The sequence below is a fragment of the Bacillus sp. FSL K6-1000 genome (genome assembly GCF_038630785.1).
Taxonomy (GTDB): domain Bacteria; phylum Bacillota; class Bacilli; order Bacillales; family Bacillaceae; genus Bacillus; species Bacillus safensis.
Window position 1 is genome coordinate 1,845,707 of the sequence record NZ_CP152042.1, and the last position, 23,699, is coordinate 1,869,405.

Consider the following 23,699-nt stretch of genomic DNA (forward strand, 5'->3'; position numbering starts at 1 on the left):
CATGAGTTCTTCTTCTGTCAAAGAGAAATTTCAAGTATCTCCTTATTTTGTGTTTTTTCTCGTCAATGCCAATCAAGTCGGTGTCAGCATTTTAAACTTTCAAACAAACCTTGTTCGTTCTATCAATAATGATGGATGGATCGCTATTTTGATTTCTGGCATGAGCGTCAATGTGATGATCTTTCTCATGTACTTGATGTTTAAAAAGGCACCTTCGGATGAATTTGGTGATATCACGCAATATGTATTTGGCAAATGGATTGGGCAATTATTCAACATTCTTTATATCTTATATTTTGCTTCTTTGTCGCTGACCGTTCTTATCCATTACATGGATGTGATCCATGTATGGCTGTTTAAAGAAATCACTGGTCTTTTGTTTGCATCTGTACTGCTGCTGCTTGAGTATTACATTCATACTGGGGGCTTTAGAACCATTGCTGGCTGGGCATTTTTTAGCATTGTACTGACGTATTGGATGACGTTTATTTGTTTTTATGCCATGAAATATAGTCACATTCGTTTCATGTTCCCAATGTTTGATCATACATTTTCGCAAATGCTTGTGGGAGTCAAAGATGCATCCTTATCCATGTTTGGTTTTGGCACGCTGCTTGTCTATTATCCCTTTATTAAACAAGCTCAGACATCTCAAAAATTTGCTCACATGGGGGTATTATTTACGACATGCTTAAACTTGCTCACTTTTCTCGTCTCTATAGCGTATTACTCAAGTGCTCAGCTCAAATTAACAAAATGGCCGACGCTAACGTTAACGAGCATTGTGAAGCTTCCGTTTATCCAGCGCTTTGAATTTATTGAAGTGTCTCTTTGGCTGCTTCTGATCATTCCTAATATCACGATTCCATTATGGGCAGCGAGCCGAATGGCAAAAAAAATGCTTCATACGAGCCAGCGCGTCACGTTCATCGGGCTCAGCATCCTCATTCTGATCATGTTTTCGTTTTTTGCCAGTGCAACTTCTTTTGAAACCTTTAATCAATGGGTGGAATTTAGTGGATTCATTCTGATCTATGGATTGATTGTCTGTATGGTCATTGGACTGATGCTGAAAAAAAGGAGGGGGAAAAAACGAGCATGAAACGTTATATACTTACGGGCCTCATGTTGTGTAGTCTTTTGTTAACCAGCTGTGCAGAGCCCCGCCTTTTAGATGAATTAAATATCTCTCAGGCGGCAGGATTTGATTTATTGGAAGATGGAGAAATGAAGGGCTTCTTTGTCTTCCCTGTCTTTAAAAGTCAAGAACAAGGAAGTTATCAAATATTAAGTGCAAGGTCAAACACCATTAGCAATATTCAATTTCTTGTATCAGAAAAATCGCCTTTTCCAGTCGTCATGGGCCAGGTGCTCGTTATTTTAGTCAGTGAAAAGTTAGCAAAAGAAGTCGGCATGATTGATTTAATGAATTATATTTATCGTGATCCTATCATTGGTTCACGCCAAGTGTTTGCAATTGTAGGCGGAGAAGTGGAAGAGTTATTATACACAAAAATGAATCAAACGAACTTAAATATAGGTGTATATCTCTCTGATCTGCTCACCCAAAATATGCGAAATGGCAATGAACCTGTCACCAATCAGCATATTTTTATGAATCAGATGCTGGCAAAAGGGGTCGATGCATACCTCCCTTACATCAAGAAAACAAACGGTGGCATCAAGATCACAGGAGTCGCTCTGTTTGATCATGAAAAAATGGTCAGTCATATACCTGGAAAAGACACGTTCACATTTAAAGCTATGATTGAAAATCATAAAAATGGCATCTATGAGTTTCAATTGGCAGATCAAGCAAAGACCCATGTCGTCATTGAAAATATCAAATCTCATGTGTCTTACCGAATCAAACCAACGAAAAACCTAACAAAGAAGCCTCATATCATGATTGATATCAAGCTGAAAGGCGAATTAAAAGAATTCATGAAGTCCAAAAAAATTGATAAACCTTCTATATTGGACCATGTTGAAAAAGAAGTAGAAAAACGTGTCGCTCAGCAAGGACAAGACCTTGTTCAATCCTTTAAAAAGCAAAACATAGATCCTCTTGGGCTGGGCCTTAGGTATAGATCAAAAGACAAAGCAGTGACACCAGAAAAATGGAAGAACATTTATCCTGATGCAGATGTACAAGTTAAATGCCACATGAAAATTGTTCAAACGGGAGTCAGCCAATAAAAAGGCTTATTCAAATATGTCTTGTTTGTTCTCCAAGATTTTGGACACTTTCATTTTCACTCGTGGAACATGATCTTTTTGATAATATTCATTTAAAATCTTTTCTACTTCATTTTTATCAGTTTTAAGGATTTTAGGTGAATATTGTTCCACTAGAGCCGGTCTATTCCCTTTTGCACAGGTTGCCATTGTATCTAGTGCAATTAAGCTGAAAGGTCTTCCTTTGTTTAGCCAAGATTTCATTCTCTCCCAGGTTGGGTAGCTCACGGCTGCCAGCCTTCCCCACTGATCGTGAAAATGGGTGCAATTTGACTCCATCCAATCCAATATTTTATTAGAACGGAAACGGTGCAGGCAAATAAAAGCCTCTAACGGCAATTCTTTTTCACTGACAGATTTCAATTTATCTAGAGTACGTTGTAATCCCTCATCTACTGGCAAACTGCTGGCGGCTGCCCACGAAAGCGGATAAAGAAATTCTTCATCAGCTTGATCCAAAAGTTCCCTCACCCACCCAGCAGCAGAGGTACCTAACACATCAGCCGTAATTTCTAACATGCGCGATTTCACTTCGACATGATGTGTTTGATCAAACCTACTTTGAACAGCATCCAAGATTCTTTGCTGATCGTGCTGTTTCAAAGCAACGATGACATCATCCTCAAGAAACCATCTAGTGATTGAAAAGTCTAATAAAGACACAAAATCACGCCTAACCGCTTGTAATGTTGGTGCTTTTTCACTTTTGGTGATGACAACATCCTCCTCTAATTGGAAAGCCTGTCCGTCCTCTCCATAAAAATCATCGTGCAGTAAAAATTGTTTAGAAGAATGGAGAACAGCTAGGTTTTACCATTCAATAGGCCGTAATGAATAGGTAAGTAGTCTTTCGTGGCATTGACGGCATAATTCATAAGGCTGTTTCGGTTCATCAGACGCTTCTAAAATGTCCAATTCATTTTTTTGACAGGCTTCACATAAAGTAGTTGTCCCCAAAAATTCCACTTCCTTTTCCTGCAAATGAATGATCATTCTGCTTTTATCATTCGAGAAAGCATGAGGTGAAATAGAGATTAATCTTTCTATCATCCGCGGCCATTGAACCATGTTGATTCAATTGAAAAGATATTCTAATCTTCATCCTTTACATCGGGGTCTTCCGGAATCGGTTCATTTAAGATCTCTTGGACGAGCTCTTTATATTGTTCGAGCTGCTTTAAATGCGTTTGAAACTGCCCTTGATAAATAAGATAAGATTCCCCGTCAAATACGTAACGGATCTTTTTTTGCTGGATCAATTTTTCAATATACGCTTCTGATACTTCCAAGTATTCAGCTGTTTCTGCGATTGTTAAATACATGCTTGTGCACCACCCGTTCGTTTCATCTATCAAATTATATCATGATCTGCTGAAAAAACGGATGCAGCCTATTCTCTTTTCTGGTGACCATTCTTCATATAGCAAGTAGATCGTCTAGATGCCGGCAAATATGGTATGATAAAATCTGCTAGATGAGAGCTTGCCAACATAGACTTGGTGAAAAAGCCCGGTTCAGTGGTGTCTTTATGAGCCGCAAGCCATGCTGGCATATATAGAAAGCATACTCATGAGAAAAGCAAAACAAGCATAGGCTCTTATAAGGATGCTTGAAGAAAATTCGTATTTAAAGGCAGAGTGAAATGAATGGGAACCTTTTTTAATGAAATTTTAACCTGGCTGACAAGCCTTGGTTATGTAGGTGTAGCACTAGGGCTGATGATTGAAATCATTCCGAGTGAAATTGTACTTGCCTATGGCGGATATATGGTGTCAACAGGCACAATCGGTTTTGTTGGAGCTGTTATTGCCGGCGTCATCGGTGGTACGCTCGCCCAGTGTTTTATTTACTGGATCGGTCTGTACGGCGGAAGACCTTTTTTAACAAAGTATGGAAAGTATTTATTCATCCATGAACATCATATCGCGACTGCAGAGCGCTGGTTTGACCGGTATGGAACCGGTGTAGTGTTTACCGCGCGCTTTATCCCTGTTGTGCGCCATGCCATCTCGATTCCAGCAGGTATTGCCAAGATGCCTTTTTTGAAATTTGTTTTCTTGACAGGATTAGCTGCCATCCCTTGGTCTATTTTATTTATCTATCTTGGCATGCAGCTTGGGACAAAATGGGATCATATTCAAAGTGTTGCTCATACTTATACAACCCCTATTATGGTCATTGCTATTGTCCTGATTGTTCTCTATTTTGTACTCAAAAAAATTCGGACGAATCGAAAACGGACAATTTAACAAAAACGCCTTTCACTGATCTGGTGAAAGGCGTTTTTTTAGGAGTGTGCTGATTGTTTTTTCATATATTGTGATAATTCTATAATCATTGCACCCATTCTCTCAAGTGAAGGGGCAAGAATTCGGTCTATTCCTTCTTCTTTTAAAGCTTCAGCAGTGACTTTTCCAACAGCTACTGCCAGAACGTCCTGCTCGAATAATGCTTGCAATTCTTCTTTTCTGCCCCATTCTGCGGCCAGTTTGAAAAAGGCGTGAACCTGGACAGCGGTTGTAAAACAGACGGCATGAACTTGTCCATCTTTCATTTCTTGCAGAAGCGTTTCAGCAGCCTCTGGTTCAGGTGGTGTGTGCTGATATGGTAAAAGCGGCAAAACATCTGCCCCCTTGTCATGTAAAAACTGAATGAGAGCTGGTGCATTTTCACCATGAAGCTGAACCATTACACGTTTGCCTTGAAACTCCTTGTCTTCAAGTTTTGAAATTAAGTCACGAACCGTACCGTCTTCATCAGAGACCTCCGGGTGAATCCCGCGTTTTTTCAGCGCAGCAAAGGTTTTGTACCCTCTTGAAGCAATATGGGCATTTGATAGAATGTTCATAAATTCATTACCAAGCTGCAGCTCTTCGGCACTCTCAATTAATGTGTCTGTACCGATGCCTGTTGTTAAGATGACCCAGTCTGCCCCTTGTTTCACAAAGGTCTCTATGCCTGGCTTTAATTCTTCTTTTGCTAAAAATACGGTTCCTTGAAGAGAGCGAATAACGGCTTGTCCTCCTTGTTTTTCGACAAGTGTACGCATTTCTTCTGTTTTTCTCGTTCCACAAATGGCAATCGTTTTCCCAGATAAGCCTTTACTCATATTATCCCTCTTTTTCTATCACATTTGATATGTATTAAATATAGATTTATTTGGAAGACGATGCAAGTGTCTACTAAAAAAGAGCTTGACGTTTCTATCGAATTCGAGTATCTTTTGTAAGTGCAAATTGTAGGAGGTCATTATGGAAAAACAGAATGTTCAAGCAATTCGATTATCAATTGCAGACCCAACACCACTTGGTTTGTTTGGTTTAGCAATGGTGACGCTCGTTGCGTCCTCACAAAAACTAGGAATCACAGATGGCACTTCCCTTATTTTACCTTGGGCTATCTTCCTTGGAGGAATCGCGCAGCTGATCGCGTCCATACAAGATTCAAAGCATCATAATATTTTTGGAGCCACTGCTTTTGGCGCATTCGGTCTTTTCTGGATGGGCGTTGGAACGACTTGGCTCATTCAAGCCGGCGTTTTTGGGAAAACGCTTGCGGGAGCAGCAGATCCAAAACAGCTAGGCTTTGCGTTTATTGGTTATTTGATTTTCAGCTTGTTTATGACGATTGGTGCAATGGAAACACATAAAGTGTTATTTTTGATTTTCGTCTTTATTGATTTCTTATTCATTGGTCTTTCCCTTAGCACTTTTGGTGTGATGTACGATGTCACTCATACCATGGCTGGTATTGCAGAATTGATCATTTCCCTGCTTTCATTTTATGGTTCTGCAGCTGTTGTCCTTAATACACATTTTGGCCGTATTGTTCTGCCAATTGGACAACCATTTCGCATTTTTACAAAAGCATAAATAAAAAAGAACTGCTCTGTGCAGTTCTTTTTTTATGTTTAATTTTCTTGTGCCTCTTGAAAGATCTCTCCGATAATTTCATACGAACGCATTCTTTCTTGATGGTCAAACATATCCGAATTAATCATCACTTCATCAGCTTGAGTAGCTTCAATAAAGGCTTCTAATTCTGTTTTCACCTTTTCTTTATCCCCAATGATAGTCGAGCTTAATTGTTCATCCACCATCGCCTTTTCATATGGACTCCAAAGACCGTCCATGCTGTCGACAGGCGCTTTCAGTTTTCCTGGTGTATTGCGAATGAGACTTAAAAACCGCTGATAATGAGAGGTTGCCAAATATTCAGCACGCTCAGTTTGATCTGCAGCAAAAACCGTCACACCAACCATGGCATAAGGCTCTTTTAACACATCAGAAGGTCTAAATGACTGTCTGTACAATTCTAACGCAGGAATTGTATTTTTAGGTGAGAAATGTGCTGCAAAGGCAAATGGCAGTCCAAGTTCTCCTGCAAGTCTGGCGCTAAAACCACTTGAACCAAGGAGCCAAATTGGAATGTCTAGCCCTTCTCCTGGAACAGCTCTTACATGTTTTTTAACCTGACCGGTCGGCTTGAAATATTGCATCAGTTCTTCAAGCTGCTCAGGGAAATCTTCTCCGTTATGAAGATTACGTCTAAGCGCTCTTGCTGTTAACTGATCCGTCCCTGGTGCTCGGCCAAGACCTAAATCAATTCTCCCCGGATACAATGTCTCAAGTGTGCCAAATTGTTCGGCTATGACAAGTGAAGAGTGATTTGGCAGCATAATCCCACCAGATCCTACTCGAATTTTTTCTGTTCCTCCCGCAATATATCCAATTAAAACGGACGTTGCAGAGCTCGCAACCCCTTCCATGTTATGGTGTTCTGCCAGCCAGTATCTATGATAGCCCCACTTCTCCGCCTTTTTTGCTAAATCCATGCTACGATCAAAAGATTCTTTAATGGTGCCTCCTTCTGTCACAGAGGATAAATTTAAAACGGAATAGGCTTTGCCCTGTAAAACTGATTGACTCATAAATGATGTCCCCATTTCTGTCAAATATCATACTATTTTATACTTTCAACACCATAACATAAATCCATGAAAGATTTAAATAATTTGATTCGATGATTTTCGAAATGATGATTTTTTAGGTTTTACTTCCAATTTAAAAATTTGCACATAGAATGAAATATCAATTCTAGGAGATGGGCAATTTGTACAATCAATTCGAACACAAATGTCCCTTTTGCGGTAAATACCATGAACAGCCTCATTACAAAAGATCACGTCATGACCGTCCTCGAAAAAGAGACTGTCCATTCATTAAACAAGAATATATAAAACAAAATATATCTCAAGGGGATCACCCCTGCCACATTGCAAAAGGAATAAAGCAATCAAAACCAAATCAAAGAGCTGGACCAAGAGGCCCGGCAGGCCCAGCAGGTCCCCCCGGACCAACCGGACCTACTGGACCAGCTGGCGGGTTAACCGGCGCTATTCCTTTTAATCCCTCACAATCACAAGATTACGATGCAGGGCAAGTGGTCACGTTTGATGGCAGTACTTACATTGCCAATGTTGACGCTCCATCAGGAATACCTGGACTTTCCCCCGACTATACCCTTTTGGCTGCTTCTGGAGAAACTGGGCCTACGGGTCCTACTGGGATCGGATTAAGTGGTGTTGAATCCTATGATCCTGTAACGGCACCAACATATTCAGTAGGGCAAGTGGTCACTTATGGTGGGGGTACTTATCTTGTGAATTCTTCACCACCTTCAGGTACGCCAGATACGTCGCCAGATTACACACTTTTAGCAGCACCAGGTGAAACTGGACCTGCAGGTGCTACGGGTATTACTGGAGATACTGGTTCTACCGGGGCTACAGGTAGCACTGGACCAACGGGTCCTACTGGCGTCACAGGTAGCACTGGAGATACCGGCGCTACGGGTGCCACTGGTATTACCGGTGCTACTGGAGCTACTGGCGCTACGGGTGTCACTGGAGATACTGGTCCTACTGGCGTAACGGGTAGCACTGGAGTTACTGGCTCTACCGGCGCAACGGGTGTCACTGGAGATACTGGTCCTACTGGCGTAACGGGTATCACTGGATCAACCGGTCCTACTGGCGCTACGGGTGTCACTGGAGATACCGGCCCTACTGGCGCTACGGGTATTACCGGAGCCACTGGTCCTACCGGCGCTACGGGTGTCACTGGAGCCACTGGTCCTACCGGCGCTACTGGTATTACTGGTCCTACCGGTGCGACGGGTAGCACTGGAGTTACTGGCTCTACCGGGGCAACGGGTGTCACTGGAGTTACTGGCCCTACTGGCGCTACGGGTATTACCGGAGCCACTGGTCCTACCGGCGCTACGGGTGTCACTGGAGCCACTGGTCCTACCGGCGCTACTGGTATTACTGGTCCTACCGGTGCGACGGGTAGCACTGGAGTTACTGGCTCTACCGGGGCAACGGGTGTCACTGGAGTTACTGGTCCTACTGGCGCTACGGGTATCACCGGAGCTACTGGTTCTACTGGCGTAACGGGTAGCACTGGAGTTACTGGCTCTACCGGCGCAACGGGTATCACCGGAGCTACTGGTTCTACTGGCGCAACGGGCAGCACCGGAGATACTGGTCCTACTGGCGCTACGGGTGTCACTGGAGATACTGGCGCTACGGGTATTACTGGAGATACTGGTTCTACCGGTGCTACGGGTGTCACTGGAGATACCGGACCTACTGGCGCTACGGGTATTACTGGAGATACTGGACCTACTGGCGCTACGGGCAGCACCGGAGATACTGGTCCTACTGGCGCTACGGGTAGCACTGGAGATACCGGACCTACTGGCGCTACGGGTGCCACTGGTATTACCGGTGCTACTGGAGATACGGGCGCAACGGGTAGCACCGGATCCACTGGACTTACAGGGGCAACTGGTATTACTGGACCAACGGGTCCTACTGGTATCACAGGAATCACCGGAGATACTGGTCCTACCGGCGTCACAGGTAGCACTGGAGATACCGGACCTACCGGTGCGACGGGTATTACCGGAGCCACTGGACCTACCGGTGCAACTGGTATTACTGGAGCTACTGGTTCTACCGGAGCTACGGGTGTCACTGGACCTACCGGTCCTACCGGGGCAACGGGCATCACTGGAGCTACTGGTCCTACTGGCGCTACGGGTAGCACTGGAGATACCGGACCTACTGGCGTCACAGGTAGCACTGGAGATACCGGACCTACCGGCGCCACGGGTATCACCGGAGCTACTGGTCCTACTGGCGTAACGGGTAGCACTGGAGATACTGGTTCTACTGGTGCGACGGGTATTACCGGAGCCACTGGACCTACCGGGGCCACTGGTATTACTGGAGCTACTGGTTCTACCGGTGCTACGGGTGTCACTGGAGATACCGGAACTACTGGCGCTACGGGTAGCACTGGAGATACTGGTCCTACTGGCGCTACGGGCAGCACCGGACCTACTGGTCCTACTGGCGCTACGGGTAGCACTGGAGATACCGGACCTACTGGCGCTACGGGTGCCACTGGAGATACTGGACCTACCGGGGCAACTGGCATTACTGGAGATACCGGACCTACCGGTGCTACGGGTGTCACTGGAGATACTGGCGCTACGGGTATTACTGGAGCTACTGGTTCTACCGGTGCTACGGGTGTCACTGGAGATACCGGAACTACTGGCGCTACGGGTATTACTGGAGATACTGGACCTACTGGCGCAACGGGCATCACCGGAGATACTGGACCTACTGGCGTAACGGGTATTACCGGAGATACTGGTTCTACCGGTACGACGGGTGTCACTGGACCTACTGGCGTAACGGGTATTACCGGAGATACTGGTTCTACCGGTACGACGGGTGTCACTGGAGTTACCGGACCTACTGGCGCTACGGGTGCCACTGGTATTACCGGTGCTACTGGAGATACGGGCGCAACGGGTAGCACCGGAGCCACTGGACTTACAGGGGCAACTGGTATTACTGGACCAACGGGTCCTACTGGTGTCACAGGCATCACCGGAGCTACTGGTCCTACTGGCGTTACGGGTGCCACTGGAGATACTGGTGCTACGGGTGTCACTGGAGATACCGGAACTACCGGGGCAACGGGCAGCACTGGAGCTACTGGTCCTACTGGCGCTACGGGTAGCACTGGAGATACCGGACCTACTGGCGTTACGGGTGCCACTGGAGATACTGGACCTACCGGGGCCACTGGCATTACTGGAGATACCGGACCTACTGGCGCTACGGGTGCCACTGGAGATACTGGACCTACCGGGGCAACTGGCATTACTGGAGATACCGGACCTACCGGTGCTACGGGTGTCACTGGAGATACTGGCGCTACGGGTATTACTGGAGCTACTGGTTCTACCGGTGCTACGGGTGTCACTGGAGATACCGGAACTACTGGCGCTACGGGTATTACTGGAGATACTGGACCTACTGGCGCAACGGGCATCACCGGAGATACTGGACCTACTGGCGTAACGGGTATTACCGGAGATACTGGTTCTACCGGTACGACGGGTGTCACTGGACCTACCGGTCCTACCGGGGCAACGGGCATCACCGGAGCTACTGGTTCTACCGGTACGACGGGTGTCACTGGAGTTACCGGACCTACTGGCGCTACGGGTGCCACTGGTATTACCGGTGCTACTGGAGATACGGGCGCAACGGGTAGCACCGGAGCCACTGGACTTACAGGGGCAACTGGTATTACTGGACCAACGGGTCCTACTGGTGTCACAGGCATCACCGGAGCTACTGGTCCTACTGGCGTTACGGGTGCCACTGGAGATACTGGTGCTACGGGTGTCACTGGAGATACCGGAACTACCGGGGCAACGGGCAGCACTGGAGCTACTGGTCCTACTGGCGCTACGGGTAGCACTGGAGATACCGGACCTACTGGCGTTACGGGTGCCACTGGAGATACTGGACCTACCGGGGCCACTGGCATTACTGGAGATACCGGACCTACTGGCGCTACGGGTAGCACTGGAGATACTGGTTCTACTGGCGCTACGGGTAGCACCGGGGCAACTGGTATTACTGGACCAACGGGTCCTACTGGTATCACAGGCAGCACCGGAGATACTGGGCCTACCGGCGTCACAGGTAGCACTGGAGATACCGGACCTACCGGTGCAACGGGCAGCACTGGAGCTACTGGTCCTACTGGCGCTACGGGTAGCACTGGAGATACTGGTCCTACTGGCGCTACGGGTAGCACTGGAGATACTGGACCTACCGGGGCCACTGGCATTACTGGAGATACCGGACCTACTGGCGCTACGGGTGCCACTGGTATTACCGGTGCTACTGGAGATACGGGCGCCACGGGTAGCACCGGAGCCACTGGACTTACAGGGGCAACTGGTATTACTGGACCAACGGGTCCTACTGGTGTCACAGGCATCACCGGAGATACTGGGCCTACCGGTGCTACGGGTGTCACTGGAAATACCGGAACTACCGGGGCAACGGGCATCACCGGAGATACTGGTCCTACTGGCGTAACGGGTATTACCGGAGCTACTGGTTCTACCGGTACGACGGGTGTCACTGGAGTTACTGGCTCTACCGGAGATACTGGTCCTACCGGTGCTACGGGTGTCACTGGAGATACCGGAGATACTGGGCCTACCGGCGTCACAGGTAGCACTGGAGATACCGGACCTACCGGTGCTACGGGTGCACTGGAGATACCGGTCCTACTGGTGCGACGGGTATTACCGGAGCCACTGGTCCTACCGGGGCAACTGGTATTACTGGACCAACGGGTCCTACCGGCGCAACGGGTAGCACTGGAGCTACTGGTCCTACTGGCGCTACAGGTGTCACTGGAGATACTGGGCCTACTGGCGTCACAGGTAGCACTGGAGATACCGGACCTACCGGCGCCACGGGTATCACCGGAGCTACTGGTCCTACTGGCGTAACGGGTAGCACTGGAGATACTGGTTCTACTGGTGCGACGGGTATTACCGGAGCCACTGGACCTACCGGGGCCACTGGTATTACTGGAGCTACTGGTTCTACCGGTGCTACGGGTGTCACTGGAGATACCGGAACTACTGGCGCTACGGGTAGCACTGGAGATACTGGTCCTACTGGCGCTACGGGCAGCACCGGACCTACTGGTCCTACTGGCGCTACGGGTAGCACTGGAGATACCGGACCTACTGGCGCTACGGGTGCCACTGGAGATACTGGACCTACCGGGGCAACTGGCATTACTGGAGATACCGGACCTACCGGTGCTACGGGTGTCACTGGAGATACCGGAACTACTGGCGCTACGGGTATTACTGGAGATACTGGTTCTACCGGTGCTACGGGTGTCACTGGAGATACCGGAACTACTGGCGCTACGGGTATTACTGGAGATACTGGACCTACTGGCGCAACGGGCATCACCGGAGATACTGGACCTACTGGCGTAACGGGTATCACTGGAGTTACTGGCTCTACCGGAGCTACTGGACCTACCGGTGCTACGGGTGTCACTGGAGATACCGGACCTACTGGCGTAACGGGTATTACCGGAGCTACTGGTTCTACCGGTACGACGGGTGTCACTGGAGTTACTGGCTCTACCGGAGCTACTGGTCCTACCGGTGCTACGGGTGTCACTGGAGATACCGGAACTACCGGGGCAACGGGCAGCACTGGAGCTACTGGTCCTACTGGCGCTAGTAGCACTGGAGATACCGGACCTACTGGCGTTACGGGTGCCACTGGAGATACTGGACCTACCGGGGCCACTGGCATTACTGGAGATACCGGACCTACTGGCGTTACGGGTGCCACTGGAGATACTGGACCTACCGGGGCCACTGGCATTACTGGAGATACCGGACCTACTGGCGCTACGGGTGCCACTGGTATTACCGGTGCTACTGGAGATACGGGCGCCACGGGTAGCACCGGAGCCACTGGACTTACAGGGGCAACTGGTATTACTGGACCAACGGGTCCTACTGGTATCACAGGCAGCACCGGAGATACTGGGCCTACCGGCGTCACAGGTAGCACTGGAGATACCGGACCTACCGGTGCTACGGGTAGCACTGGAGATACCGGTCCTACTGGTGCGACGGGTATTACCGGAGCCACTGGTCCTACCGGGGCAACTGGTATTACTGGACCAACGGGTCCTACCGGCGCAACGGGTAGCACTGGAGATACTGGTCCTACTGGTCCTACTGGCGCTACAGGTGTCACTGGAGATACTGGGCCTACTGGCGTCACAGGTAGCACTGGAGATACCGGACCTACCGGCGCCACGGGTATCACCGGAGCTACTGGTCCTACTGGCGTAACGGGTAGCACTGGAGATACTGGTTCTACTGGTGCGACGGGTATTACCGGAGCCACTGGACCTACCGGGGCCACTGGTATTACTGGAGCTACTGGTTCTACCGGTGCTACGGGTGTCACTGGAGATACCGGAACTACTGGCGCTACGGGTAGCACTGGAGATACTGGTCCTACTGGCGCTACGGGCAGCACCGGACCTACTGGTCCTACTGGCGCTACGGGTAGCACTGGAGATACCGGACCTACTGGCGCTACGGGTGCCACTGGAGATACTGGACCTACCGGGGCAACTGGCATTACTGGAGATACCGGACCTACCGGTGCTACGGGTGTCACTGGAGATACCGGAACTACTGGCGCTACGGGTATTACTGGAGATACTGGTTCTACCGGTGCTACGGGTGTCACTGGAGATACCGGAACTACTGGCGCTACGGGTATTACTGGAGATACTGGACCTACTGGCGCAACGGGCATCACCGGAGATACTGGACCTACTGGCGTAACGGGTATCACTGGAGTTACTGGCTCTACCGGAGCTACTGGACCTACCGGTGCTACGGGTGTCACTGGAGATACCGGACCTACTGGCGTAACGGGTATTACCGGAGCTACTGGTTCTACCGGTACGACGGGTGTCACTGGAGTTACTGGCTCTACCGGAGCTACTGGTCCTACCGGTGCTACGGGTGTCACTGGAGATACCGGAACTACCGGGGCAACGGGCAGCACTGGAGCTACTGGTCCTACTGGCGCTACGGGTAGCACTGGAGATACCGGACCTACTGGCGTTACGGGTGCCACTGGAGATACTGGACCTACCGGGGCCACTGGCATTACTGGAGATACCGGACCTACTGGCGTTACGGGTGCCACTGGAGATACTGGACCTACCGGGGCCACTGGCATTACTGGAGATACCGGACCTACTGGCGCTACGGGTGCCACTGGTATTACCGGTGCTACTGGAGATACGGGCGCCACGGGTAGCACCGGAGCCACTGGACTTACAGGGGCAACTGGTATTACTGGACCAACGGGTCCTACTGGTATCACAGGCAGCACCGGAGATACTGGGCCTACCGGCGTCACAGGTAGCACTGGAGATACCGGACCTACCGGTGCTACGGGTAGCACTGGAGATACCGGTCCTACTGGTGCGACGGGTATTACCGGAGCCACTGGTCCTACCGGGGCAACTGGTATTACTGGACCAACGGGTCCTACCGGCGCAACGGGTAGCACTGGAGATACTGGTCCTACTGGTCCTACTGGCGCTACAGGTGTCACTGGAGATACTGGGCCTACTGGCGTCACAGGTAGCACTGGAGATACCGGACCTACCGGCGCCACGGGTATCACCGGAGCTACTGGTCCTACTGGCGTAACGGGTAGCACTGGAGATACTGGTTCTACTGGTGCGACGGGTATTACCGGAGCCACTGGACCTACCGGGGCCACTGGTATTACTGGAGCTACTGGTTCTACCGGTGCTACGGGTGTCACTGGAGATACCGGAACTACTGGCGCTACGGGTAGCACTGGAGATACTGGTCCTACTGGCGCTACGGGCAGCACCGGACCTACTGGTCCTACTGGCGCTACGGGTAGCACTGGAGATACCGGACCTACTGGCGCTACGGGTGCCACTGGAGATACTGGACCTACCGGGGCAACTGGCATTACTGGAGATACCGGACCTACCGGTGCTACGGGTGTCACTGGAGATACTGGCGCTACGGGTATTACTGGAGATACTGGTTCTACCGGTGCTACGGGTGTCACTGGAGATACCGGACCTACTGGCGCTACGGGTATTACTGGAGATACTGGACCTACTGGCGCAACGGGCATCACCGGAGCTACTGGACCTACTGGCGTAACGGGTATCACTGGAGTTACTGGCTCTACCGGAGCTACTGGACCTACCGGTGCTACGGGTGTCACTGGAGATACTGGTCCTACTGGCGCTACAGGTGTCACTGGAGCTACTGGTCCTACTGGCGTCACAGGTAGCACTGGAGATACCGGACCTACCGGGACGACGGGTGTCACTGGAAATACCGGACCTACCGGGGCAACGGGCAGCACTGGAGCTACCGGCGCCACAGGCATTACAGGTGCAACTGGTTCTACCGGCGCTACGGGTATTACTGGGGCTACCGGACCTACCGGTGCCACTGGTATTACCGGTGCTACTGGAGATACGGGCGCAACGGGCATCACCGGAGCTACTGGTATTACTGGTATTACTGGAGTTACTGGACCTACTGGTGCCACTGGTATTACTGGGGCTACTGGTCCTACCGGCGCTACGGGTATTACTGGGGCTACCGGACCTACCGGTGCCACTGGTATTACTGGGGCTACTGGTCCTACCGGGGCAACGGGCAGCACCGGAGCTACCGGCGCCACAGGCATTACAGGTGCAACTGGTTCTACCGGCGCAACGGGTATTACTGGGGCTACCGGACCTACCGGTGCCACTGGTATTACTGGAGTTACTGGACCTACTGGTATTACTGGAGTTACTGGACCTACTGGTGCCACTGGTATTACTGGGACTACTGGTCCTACCGGTGCCACAGGTATCACTGGAGCTACCGGCGCCACAGGCATTACAGGTGCAACTGGTCCTACTGGCGTGACAGGTGTTACTGGTGTCACTGGGGCTACTGGAACAGGTGGTTTTACAGATACTGCACTTTATGCTGCTAATAGTTCTGGACCTACCATTGTTACTGTAGCCGGTGGAACGAATATTCCTCTGCCAAACTTTCAAAACATTACTGGTTTTACGGCAAACGGCACAAGTACTGTTTTTACCGTTCTGCAAACTGGTAAATATTATATTACGTATCAAGTCAACACCACTACAGCTCTTTTGATTAGTACACGTTTGCTTTTAAATGGAGCAACTACTATTTCTGGTTCTGTTCAATCACCTGTTATCTCAACTTCATTTATCAACAACACTGTTATTGTTAATTTAACAGCTGGAAGCACCATTTCACTGCAGTTTTTTGGGGCAGTTGTCACAGCTATTTTAGTTGGCGGGGGCGGTGCTGCAGGAGCAGCCTTGACCATTATACGGCTAAGCTAAACGAAAAAAGAAAGGCTTTTTCAGCCTTTCTTTTTTATGTCTTCTATTACATTTATACACTGTTCAATATCATCAGATTGCAAAAGGTGAAAAACAGATTGGATGATTGAAAACTCTAAATTCCACCATTCTAATAACTGCAGTTTTTCGATTAATTCGGATGAAAATCGATATTTCATGAGCTGCTGGGGATTTCCTGCGGCTATTGCATATGGAGGCACATCTTTTGTGATCACACTATTTGCTCCTATCACAGCCCCGTTGCCTATACATACTCCGGACATAATCGTCGCACCATATCCAATCCATACGTCATGTCCAATATGAACATCCCCCTTCGATTTTGGGTGTCCTTTAATATGTGCAGCTTCTTTGAAAATTTGATTAAATGGATACGTTGTGACCCAATCTGTACGGTGTTCCCCGCCTAGAAAAATTTTCACTTCGTTTGCGATGGAACAAAACTTCCCAATATGTAATGTCGTTCCTTCCCCCCATGTCAGCACTTGGAAATCTGGTCCGGCATAAGAAAAGTCACCGATATTGTACGAGCTTAGTTCACTTCTTTGATTCAAAAACATAGAAGATCCGGCCTCCTTAAAAGTGATAGATCTTCGTATGTATATGCTACTTTACGCCTTCACATTATGATTGAACAAGCGCTACAATTTGTTTTTTCTTCCATACGAGCTGATAGTAGCTGTATTGGAGGAGTAAGTTCACAAAGAACGCAGCAGGGTAGCCAATCCATATTCCCTTAATGCCGAGGGATGTATAATGGGATAGAACATAAGCGACTGGTACTTCTACAAGCCAAATGGAACAAATACTAAAAATTGTTGGCCAAAGAACTGTCCCGCTCGCTCTCATTGTGGCTGCAACAATTTGGGCCGTTCCAAAAATGAGATAGCTCCATAGTGTAATGACGACCAAACTATAGGCAATGTCTATCGTCTTAGGATCTGTTAAAAAGATAGATAAAATCTGCGGTGCAAAAATATAAACGAAAATAACGATACATCCGCCTATGGCGAAGTTAAGTCCTAACCCAATTTTAATGACATCTTTCAGTCGATTCATATTCCCTGCACCAATGAATTGTGCTGCAAAGATTGAGACCGCAATGCCAAGACTCACTGCCGGCATCTGCACATAACTCACGACTTGATTGACAACACCATAGGCAGCTGTCGCCTGTGATCCATAATCGTTGACGAAAGAAATAACGGCAATTTCTGATAAAGAAATAAGGATCATATTAATGCTTGATGGGATACTGAGCTTTAATAACGTTTTTAATAGATCCCCTTTCATCAATAAATGCTTTCTCACCGATGCATCAATACGAAGTGGATGTTTTGTCTTATATAAGTAGATATGTAGAATGATAAACGTCACAATTGTTGAAATCACTGAAGCATACGCAGCGCCATATAAGCCGAACGCCGGTAGTCCCAGCCAGCCAAATAATAAAATGGGCAGCATCAGAATATTCGTTGCCGTACTAATCATTAAGAAATAAAAAGGTGTTTTCGAATCCCCTGTTCCCCGCAAGAATGTTGTATAAACAAAATAAAGAAATAAGATCGGCATTGAGATGAATAAAATTCTGGCGTAAGCCGCACTTTCCTCCACGATATTAGCAGGTGTTCCCATGAGGTTTAAGATGTCTGTTGCGAAAAAACCTCCAATGATCGCTAAAGAGACGCCAATCAAAAAAGTGAATGAAAGCGTTGTGCCAATGATTTCTTTTAATTTCTGTTCATTTTTTGCTCCATACGCCTGTCCAATAAGGATCGAGCTTCCCGATCCAATTCCAATGGAAAAAGAAACGAGCAAAAAGAAAAGCGGAAAGAATGCAGAAATGGCAGCTACTGCATCCTCTCCAATCCATCTTCCGACAAGAACAATGGACACTAACTGTCCGATCGATTGCAAAATATTGCTTAGCAAAAGCGGGATGAGAAAAATGGACATGGTTTTTACTAAAGATTGATTGTTATCTAACGTCATGGTGGTTCTCCTTCTCTCTCTAAATCTAAAGATTCTCAGCTAATATGCTGACAATACGGTCTTCTATCTCTTTCCCTTTTTCGTCATCAACAAGGTGATTTAACAAGATGGAAAAAGCGAGCGTTTTTCCGCCCTGCGTGTCAATATATCCAGATAGTGTGCTGACCGTTGTTAACAACCCTGTTTTTGCACGTACTTTTTCTAGTGTAGCTGGTTCTTTCAATCTGTTCCTTAACGTGCCCCCCACCATTCGTTCACTCGCCCCTGCTAAAGGGAGCGCATGTTCATAGGTTTTAAACCATTTTTCCTTTTGAATGTTTGTCAAAAATAAAGTGAACTGGTTAGCAGAGACAAGGTTAATAGGTGATATCCCCGATCCGTCACGCAAAACTGCAAGCGAAGGATCGATGCCAAACGCAGGAAGCCGTTCATTCATGACGTCCAGCCCAGCTTCAAAGCTCCCTTTGTTCTTCACTTTTTTGCCTAGTTCCTTTAGCAAAATTTCTGCATGTGTATTGTTGCTTAATTTCATCATAGGAACGAGCAGCTCTGATAATGGCATCGATGTATGGGAGGCGATTTTTTTGGCTTTTTTAGGAACTTGTTTTGCTTTCAGTGGTCCTTTTACTTGAATGCCTTCCGCCTTTAACGCTCGTTTCATTAAGTCTAAAGCATAGGCGGCCGGATCCCATAAAGCGACCCATTGTTTAGATGAGCTTGCTTTAACCGGAATGGTCCCAGTTAACGTAATCTTGTTGGTTCCGTGAGAACGCTTAAAAGAGATTTTCTTTTTTCCGCCTTCAGGAACTGTTTTCACTTGATTGATGACTTGAGCGACATCCGTCTTCGGGATCATCTCATATGCGGCTTTCTGTCCTGCTTTTTTTCCTGGTTTTACTTCGAGAATTACGGTCCCTGCATCATAATCTTGATTCGGTGAAGCCGTGAGAGCAGAAATTTGTGCCCCGTAATATTGATCCTCATCACTCCAAGGCAGATCAATGGAGTATCTCGTGTCATCAAACCAAGTGTCATCTGCCGCAAGCTGTCCGCGAATGGTATGTATTCCGGCCCTTTTGACTTGTTTGGCAAGTGCTGCAAAATCCTTCTCTAATAAAGTCGGATCGCCGGTGCCGCGAAGATAAAGGCTGCCATGTAACGTTTTCTTTTGAATGGAACCATCCATCCAGATGTCTGTAGGGAATGTGTGTGTTTCTCCAAGTATATCAAGTGCGATGGCTGATGTGAGCAGTTTCATATTAGAAGCAGGAGTAAGACGAATATCGGCTTGATGTTCATAAAGAAGAGAGTTGTCAGAAGTATCGCGGACGCTGATGCCAGAGATCGCGCCCTCTAAATCAGGTGCTGTTCGTATGAGTTCGTCTAAAGCGGTCATCCAAGCCAGTGAATCGTCACGAGCTGTGAGCTGTTCATCTTTCGCTGAAAAAGGAAGAAATAAAATCGACAGGATACATATTTGTAAAAACATGAGCTGTGAAAAACGCTTCACGTAATCCCTCCTTATTGTAGCCGCCAAATTTAGAAGAATATGTTCATTATACACAAAAGAACGTTTGTTCTCAAAGGTTTTTTAAACAGAAAAGTCAGCTTTCTTTGACGAAAACTGACAAGCCCTTTACCTGTTTTCTGGATTCCAACCATCGGCTCCGCCAAGAACTGCTTGAACCGTGATCTGACTTGCTTCGTTATTGGTTAAAATAGTTGACCATTTTACGCGGTTTGCTGGACTGCTCCCTGCTCCTGTCGATCCAAATTCTTTATACCTGGCCGTTCTTTCGTTGTCACGGTTATCCCAGTTATGCCATCCCTCTGCTTTTATATGGTCATCCATTTTTGTATGGAGGAATGTCACAGCCGAATAAGGTCTCCACGGACGTCCTAAATAAACCGATTGCGCAACTGCCGTTCCCTTTTTCAACGTAGAATCTATGAATACGTAGCCGTACCTTTGTGCTTCTGTTGTGGATGCTGCAGTAATATACCCATTTCCAAGGCTTTTTATTTCAGCTCTTTTAAACACAGCCGTGGCTGATCCAAAAATAAAATCGACCGTGCCCTCGATATAGCAGTTTTCATAATATTGCCGCCCTGTGCCTGTTGCATAAAGTGTATCTTGATAGCCTAACACACGTATTTGTTTGAACACAGCGCGGTCTCCAGACACATACAGCGCCACCGCCTGACCAGCATGTCTTCCAGCTGTATTTTGGAAGGTAATATTTTCTGCATAAAAATCGTTTGCACGAATCATTGTGCTTGAGCTATTGGTTGTACTCCCAGTGCTTGCATTGGTGTCATCATACGTAAGGATCGTCTTGTGCTGGTTTTCACCGATAAAAGATACGTGTGGTTTATTTTGCGGAAGCAAAATTTTTTCTCTATATACGCCATTTTTAATATAGATCGTTGTCCGCTGTTGATTGTTTGCTGGAATCGCATCAATGGCAGACTGAACGGTGCGGTATGCCCCGCTTCCCTTTTGATCAACGACAAGGACGCGGTTATGCCCTGCTTCTGCTGCTTGAAGTGAAGCTGGGTCAAAAAGAAATAAAGACAAGACCATGACAATCCATACGTTTCTACATTTCATCACATATCTCCTCCTCATTTTGTGAACGTTTTCATCAAACATTCTTTTTGATCCTATTCCATACACGCGCAAAAAAACACCCACGTTTTTATGTTGTGGATGTTTTTTTAGATTTTTCATATTGCATTGCATAAATTCCTTCATTTTCAATCCATTCACAAAAGAGAACGTCTCGATAAGAGGAAATATGCTGCTTTTTTAATTGATCACTCAGCCAGGATTCATCAAAGCCAGCTTCTTGTAAATCATCTTTTAAAATTTCGCCGTCAATAATAAACGTTCTAGGCAATTTGACTTCTTTTCCCTTCACGTTCACATCTTCTGCTGTGGCTGGTGCGTATTTCATTTTTGGAAGAACACTGACAGATCCGTCAGTTTCCAGTATGGCATATTCAATTTCATTCAGGGCAAAATGGCCTTTTGCGCGAACCAGTGTCTGCAGCTGATTGATATCAAGCATATTCCTCTTCAACCGGTTGTAGTGAATTTTCCCCTTATCAATCACAAGCGTAGGTCTTCCTTCTAAAAACGCACGAATGGACTTAAAGCGCTGTGAAAGCCATTCAACTGTATAAATGAGAACGCCCCATACCGCAACAGCAAATAAAATGTGCTGAATCTTGACTTCTGGGTCAAAAATGGCGTTTCCGACCATTTCGCCTAAAATAAGTGCAGAAATGAAATCAAACGGTGTGATTTGTGCAAATTGTGTTTTTCCTAATAATTTTGTAATTAAAAATAAAGCAAAAAATCCAATGAAGAGTTCAGTCAAAATATTAACGAACGGCACAAAAGTTCCTTCCTTTCTTACTGCATTTATAACAGCATATACATGAAAGGAGGGATCTAAACGTGTTCGTCATTTCCATCAATGCATCATTCTTCATCTCTATCTCCAATACATAAAAAGCCATGACCACACTTCGGTCATGGCTTTTCTTTATATTGTAACACCCTTTGTTTGACCTATTTTGGCAGAACCGAACTCCCCATTAAATAACGGTCTACCTCGTGCGCCACTTGTCTGCCTTCATTAATTGCCCAGACAATCAAGCTTTGCCCGCGTCTTGCATCTCCCGCTGCAAATACGCCTTCTACATTTGTTGTATATTCCCCATACTTTGCGTCAATGCGATTGTTTTTGCTGTCCACGCCAAAGTGTTTCACAAGCGGCTGTTCAGTTCCCTCAAAACCAATTGCAATAAAGACGAGCTGAGCAGGCCATACCTTCTCTGTCCCTGGAATCTCATGAAATTCAAACTTCCCTTGTTCGTTTTTCACCTTTTCCATTTGAATGGTATGAAGCTCTTTTAATTTCCCATTTTTATCTGCCACAATTTTTGTGGTTTGAATTGAATATTGACGCGGATCTTCTCCGAATTTTGCTTGTGCTTCTTCATAAGCATAATCCAGTGAGAAGACATAAGGCTGTTCTGGCCACATGTTATCCCCTACACGTGTATCTGGAAGCTTTGGATGCTTCCCGAATTGAACAACACTTTTTGCTTTTTGGCGAAGTGCAGTTGCGACGCAGTCAGCGCCTGTATCTCCTCCGCCAATCACAATCACATCTTTCCCTTTTGCGTCAATAAAGTTTTTGTCTTTGAATCCTGAATCAAGCATGCTTTTCGTTGCGAGTGTTAAATAATCCATTGCAAGGTGAATCCCTTTTGCTTCCCTGCCTTCAATTAACAGGTCACGCTGCTTTTGTGCACCTGTACAAAGGATAACCGCATCAAACTGCTCTTTCAGTTCGTCGGCAGTGATATCCACGCCGATTTCTGTGTTTGTCACAAAGTCAATGCCTTCTTGTCTTAGCAATTTGACTCTTCGCTCGACCACTTCTTTGTCGAGCTTCATATTTGGAATCCCGTAAGTCAGCAGTCCGCCAAGGCGGTCAGAACGCTCGAACACTGTAACAGCGTGGCCTGCTTGGTTTAATTGATCAGCACTTGCAAGTCCTGCTGGTCCTGAGCCGACAATGGCAATTTTCTTCCCTGTACGGCTTGAAGGGATTCTTGGCGTGATCCATCCATTTTCAAAACCTTTATCAATGATCGTGCGTTCGATATTTTTAATCGAAACAGCTGGATCATTAATAGCGACTGTACATGAACCTTCACAAGGCGCAGGACATACTCTCCCAGTAAACTCAGGGAAATTATTTGTTTTTTGCAGTCTTTCGAGCGCTTCTTTCCATCTTCCGCGATAGACCAGGTCATTCCACTCTGGAATTAAATTGTAGATCGGGCAGCCAGACACGCCGCCCCTGATCTCCATACCAATTTGACAAAACGGTGTTCCGCAATCCATACATCTAGCGCCCTGTTTCTTCAATACGTCATCTGTATAAGGAGCTGAATATTCTTTCCAGTCATTTTGACGAGTGAGAGGGTCACGTTCATTTGGCTTTTCTCTTTTATATTCCATAAAACCTGTTGCTTTGCCCATTG

20 protein-coding genes and 1 pseudogene are annotated in these 23,699 nt (G+C 47.2%); 11 read left to right on the forward strand and 10 right to left on the reverse strand.

The genetic code is table 11. The annotated features are described in order from the left end of the window. Position 1: 1 nt before the first annotated feature. Both MHI46_RS09355 and MHI46_RS09360 read left to right on the forward strand, forming a co-directional pair. The gene (locus MHI46_RS09355; RefSeq protein ID WP_342503234.1) at positions 2–1,102 is read left to right on the forward strand and encodes a GerAB/ArcD/ProY family transporter; all 1,101 of its coding nucleotides are present in this window, start codon (positions 2–4) and stop codon (positions 1,100–1,102) included. Next, positions 1,099–2,199, forward strand: a complete 1,101-nt coding sequence (locus MHI46_RS09360; protein WP_342503235.1) for a Ger(x)C family spore germination protein — start codon at positions 1,099–1,101, stop codon at positions 2,197–2,199. Before MHI46_RS09355 ends, MHI46_RS09360 begins: the two co-directional genes overlap by 4 nt. A gap of 6 nt (positions 2,200–2,205) precedes the next feature. On the opposite strand, the gene MHI46_RS09365 is transcribed toward MHI46_RS09360, so the two are convergent. Continuing rightward, the gene (locus MHI46_RS09365) at positions 2,206–2,841 is read right to left on the reverse strand and encodes a hypothetical protein (RefSeq protein WP_342503236.1); all 636 of its coding nucleotides are present in this window, start codon (positions 2,839–2,841) and stop codon (positions 2,206–2,208) included. A gap of 488 nt (positions 2,842–3,329) precedes the next feature. After that, the gene (locus tag MHI46_RS09370) at positions 3,330–3,560 is read right to left on the reverse strand and encodes an excisionase family DNA-binding protein (RefSeq protein WP_039179160.1); all 231 of its coding nucleotides are present in this window, start codon (positions 3,558–3,560) and stop codon (positions 3,330–3,332) included. 324 nt (positions 3,561–3,884) lie between these two features. Between MHI46_RS09370 and MHI46_RS09375 the strand changes: the two genes are divergently transcribed. Beyond that, complete coding sequence (locus tag MHI46_RS09375; RefSeq protein ID WP_039179163.1) at positions 3,885–4,487, forward strand: DedA family protein; 603 nt, start codon at positions 3,885–3,887, stop codon at positions 4,485–4,487. Positions 4,488–4,525: 38 nt separating this feature from the next. Here the strand turns inward: MHI46_RS09375 and MHI46_RS09380 are convergent, their stop codons facing one another. Next, a complete protein-coding gene (locus tag MHI46_RS09380; protein WP_039179165.1) occupies positions 4,526–5,347 on the reverse strand; it encodes a uroporphyrinogen-III synthase in 822 nt (273 codons plus the stop codon). 142 nt (positions 5,348–5,489) lie between these two features. Here MHI46_RS09380 and MHI46_RS09385 point away from each other — a divergent pair, with 142 nt between their 5' ends. Beyond that, positions 5,490–6,110, forward strand: coding sequence for a GPR1/FUN34/YaaH family transporter (locus tag MHI46_RS09385; RefSeq protein WP_024425703.1), 621 nt, complete (start codon positions 5,490–5,492; stop codon positions 6,108–6,110). A 38-nt stretch (positions 6,111–6,148) separates the two neighbouring features. On the opposite strand, the gene MHI46_RS09390 is transcribed toward MHI46_RS09385, so the two are convergent. Beyond that, positions 6,149–7,168 (reverse strand): LLM class flavin-dependent oxidoreductase, encoded by a 1,020-nt coding sequence (locus MHI46_RS09390; protein ID WP_047203393.1) that lies wholly within the window; start codon positions 7,166–7,168, stop codon positions 6,149–6,151. Between the two features lie 798 nt (positions 7,169–7,966). Here MHI46_RS09390 and MHI46_RS09395 point away from each other — a divergent pair. From MHI46_RS09395 to MHI46_RS09425, 7 genes and pseudogenes are all read left to right on the forward strand, one after another. Next, positions 7,967–8,170, forward strand: coding sequence for a hypothetical protein (locus tag MHI46_RS09395; RefSeq protein WP_342503265.1), 204 nt, complete (start codon positions 7,967–7,969; stop codon positions 8,168–8,170). Between the two features lie 111 nt (positions 8,171–8,281). Next, the gene (locus MHI46_RS09400) at positions 8,282–8,692 is read left to right on the forward strand and encodes a hypothetical protein (RefSeq protein ID WP_342503266.1); all 411 of its coding nucleotides are present in this window, start codon (positions 8,282–8,284) and stop codon (positions 8,690–8,692) included. Between the two features lie 140 nt (positions 8,693–8,832). After that, a pseudogene (locus tag MHI46_RS09405) lies at positions 8,833–12,135 on the forward strand (hypothetical protein); the annotation flags it as partial. Between the two features lie 33 nt (positions 12,136–12,168). Continuing rightward, positions 12,169–12,642, forward strand: coding sequence for a hypothetical protein (locus MHI46_RS09410; RefSeq protein ID WP_342503267.1), 474 nt, complete (start codon positions 12,169–12,171; stop codon positions 12,640–12,642). A gap of 909 nt (positions 12,643–13,551) precedes the next feature. After that, a complete protein-coding gene (locus MHI46_RS09415) occupies positions 13,552–14,025 on the forward strand; it encodes a hypothetical protein (protein WP_342503267.1) in 474 nt (157 codons plus the stop codon). A gap of 912 nt (positions 14,026–14,937) precedes the next feature. Beyond that, the gene (locus MHI46_RS09420) at positions 14,938–15,402 is read left to right on the forward strand and encodes a hypothetical protein (protein WP_342503268.1); all 465 of its coding nucleotides are present in this window, start codon (positions 14,938–14,940) and stop codon (positions 15,400–15,402) included. A gap of 761 nt (positions 15,403–16,163) precedes the next feature. Next, entirely contained in the window at positions 16,164–16,622 is a 459-nt protein-coding gene (locus tag MHI46_RS09425; RefSeq protein ID WP_189292450.1) for a collagen-like triple helix repeat-containing protein, read from the forward strand. Positions 16,623–16,642: 20 nt separating this feature from the next. Here the strand turns inward: MHI46_RS09425 and MHI46_RS09430 are convergent, their stop codons facing one another. The 6 genes from MHI46_RS09430 to gltD form a co-directional block, all read right to left on the reverse strand. Next, a complete protein-coding gene (locus tag MHI46_RS09430; RefSeq protein ID WP_251180368.1) occupies positions 16,643–17,203 on the reverse strand; it encodes a CatB-related O-acetyltransferase in 561 nt (186 codons plus the stop codon). Between the two features lie 64 nt (positions 17,204–17,267). Next, on the reverse strand, positions 17,268–18,635 hold the full coding sequence (locus MHI46_RS09435; RefSeq protein ID WP_342503237.1) for an MATE family efflux transporter: 1,368 nt from the start codon (positions 18,633–18,635) through the stop codon (positions 17,268–17,270). 25 nt (positions 18,636–18,660) lie between these two features. Beyond that, a complete protein-coding gene (dacB, locus tag MHI46_RS09440; RefSeq protein WP_342503238.1) occupies positions 18,661–20,145 on the reverse strand; it encodes a D-alanyl-D-alanine carboxypeptidase/D-alanyl-D-alanine-endopeptidase in 1,485 nt (494 codons plus the stop codon). A 126-nt stretch (positions 20,146–20,271) separates the two neighbouring features. After that, the gene (locus tag MHI46_RS09445; protein WP_342503239.1) at positions 20,272–21,246 is read right to left on the reverse strand and encodes a pectinesterase family protein; all 975 of its coding nucleotides are present in this window, start codon (positions 21,244–21,246) and stop codon (positions 20,272–20,274) included. 88 nt (positions 21,247–21,334) lie between these two features. Then, entirely contained in the window at positions 21,335–22,036 is a 702-nt protein-coding gene (locus MHI46_RS09450; RefSeq protein ID WP_039179181.1) for a DUF421 domain-containing protein, read from the reverse strand. A 176-nt stretch (positions 22,037–22,212) separates the two neighbouring features. Next, positions 22,213–23,697 carry a glutamate synthase small subunit gene (gltD, locus tag MHI46_RS09455; RefSeq protein ID WP_039179183.1) on the reverse strand — a complete coding sequence of 495 codons (1,485 nt, stop codon included), beginning with the start codon at positions 23,695–23,697 and terminating at the stop codon, positions 22,213–22,215. Positions 23,698–23,699 lie beyond the last annotated feature (2 nt).

Excerpts from the sequence above, each read along its gene's own strand:
- MHI46_RS09355 (WP_342503234.1), top strand. The coding sequence starts at position 2 with ATGAGTTCTTCTTCTGTCAAAGAGAAATTTCAAGTATCTCCTTATTTT.
- MHI46_RS09360 (WP_342503235.1), top strand. The coding sequence starts at position 1,099 with ATGAAACGTTATATACTTACGGGCCTCATGTTGTGTAGTCTTTTGTTA.
- MHI46_RS09370 (WP_039179160.1), bottom strand. The coding sequence starts at position 3,560 with ATGTATTTAACAATCGCAGAAACAGCTGAATACTTGGAAGTATCAGAA.
- MHI46_RS09375 (WP_039179163.1), top strand. The coding sequence starts at position 3,885 with ATGGGAACCTTTTTTAATGAAATTTTAACCTGGCTGACAAGCCTTGGT.
- MHI46_RS09380 (WP_039179165.1), bottom strand. The coding sequence starts at position 5,347 with ATGAGTAAAGGCTTATCTGGGAAAACGATTGCCATTTGTGGAACGAGA.
- MHI46_RS09385 (WP_024425703.1), top strand. The coding sequence starts at position 5,490 with ATGGAAAAACAGAATGTTCAAGCAATTCGATTATCAATTGCAGACCCA.
- MHI46_RS09390 (WP_047203393.1), bottom strand. The coding sequence starts at position 7,168 with ATGAGTCAATCAGTTTTACAGGGCAAAGCCTATTCCGTTTTAAATTTA.
- MHI46_RS09430 (WP_251180368.1), bottom strand. The coding sequence starts at position 17,203 with ATGTTTTTGAATCAAAGAAGTGAACTAAGCTCGTACAATATCGGTGAC.
- MHI46_RS09435 (WP_342503237.1), bottom strand. The coding sequence starts at position 18,635 with ATGACGTTAGATAACAATCAATCTTTAGTAAAAACCATGTCCATTTTT.
- MHI46_RS09445 (WP_342503239.1), bottom strand. The coding sequence starts at position 21,246 with ATGAAATGTAGAAACGTATGGATTGTCATGGTCTTGTCTTTATTTCTT.
- gltD (WP_039179183.1), bottom strand. The coding sequence starts at position 23,697 with ATGGGCAAAGCAACAGGTTTTATGGAATATAAAAGAGAAAAGCCAAAT.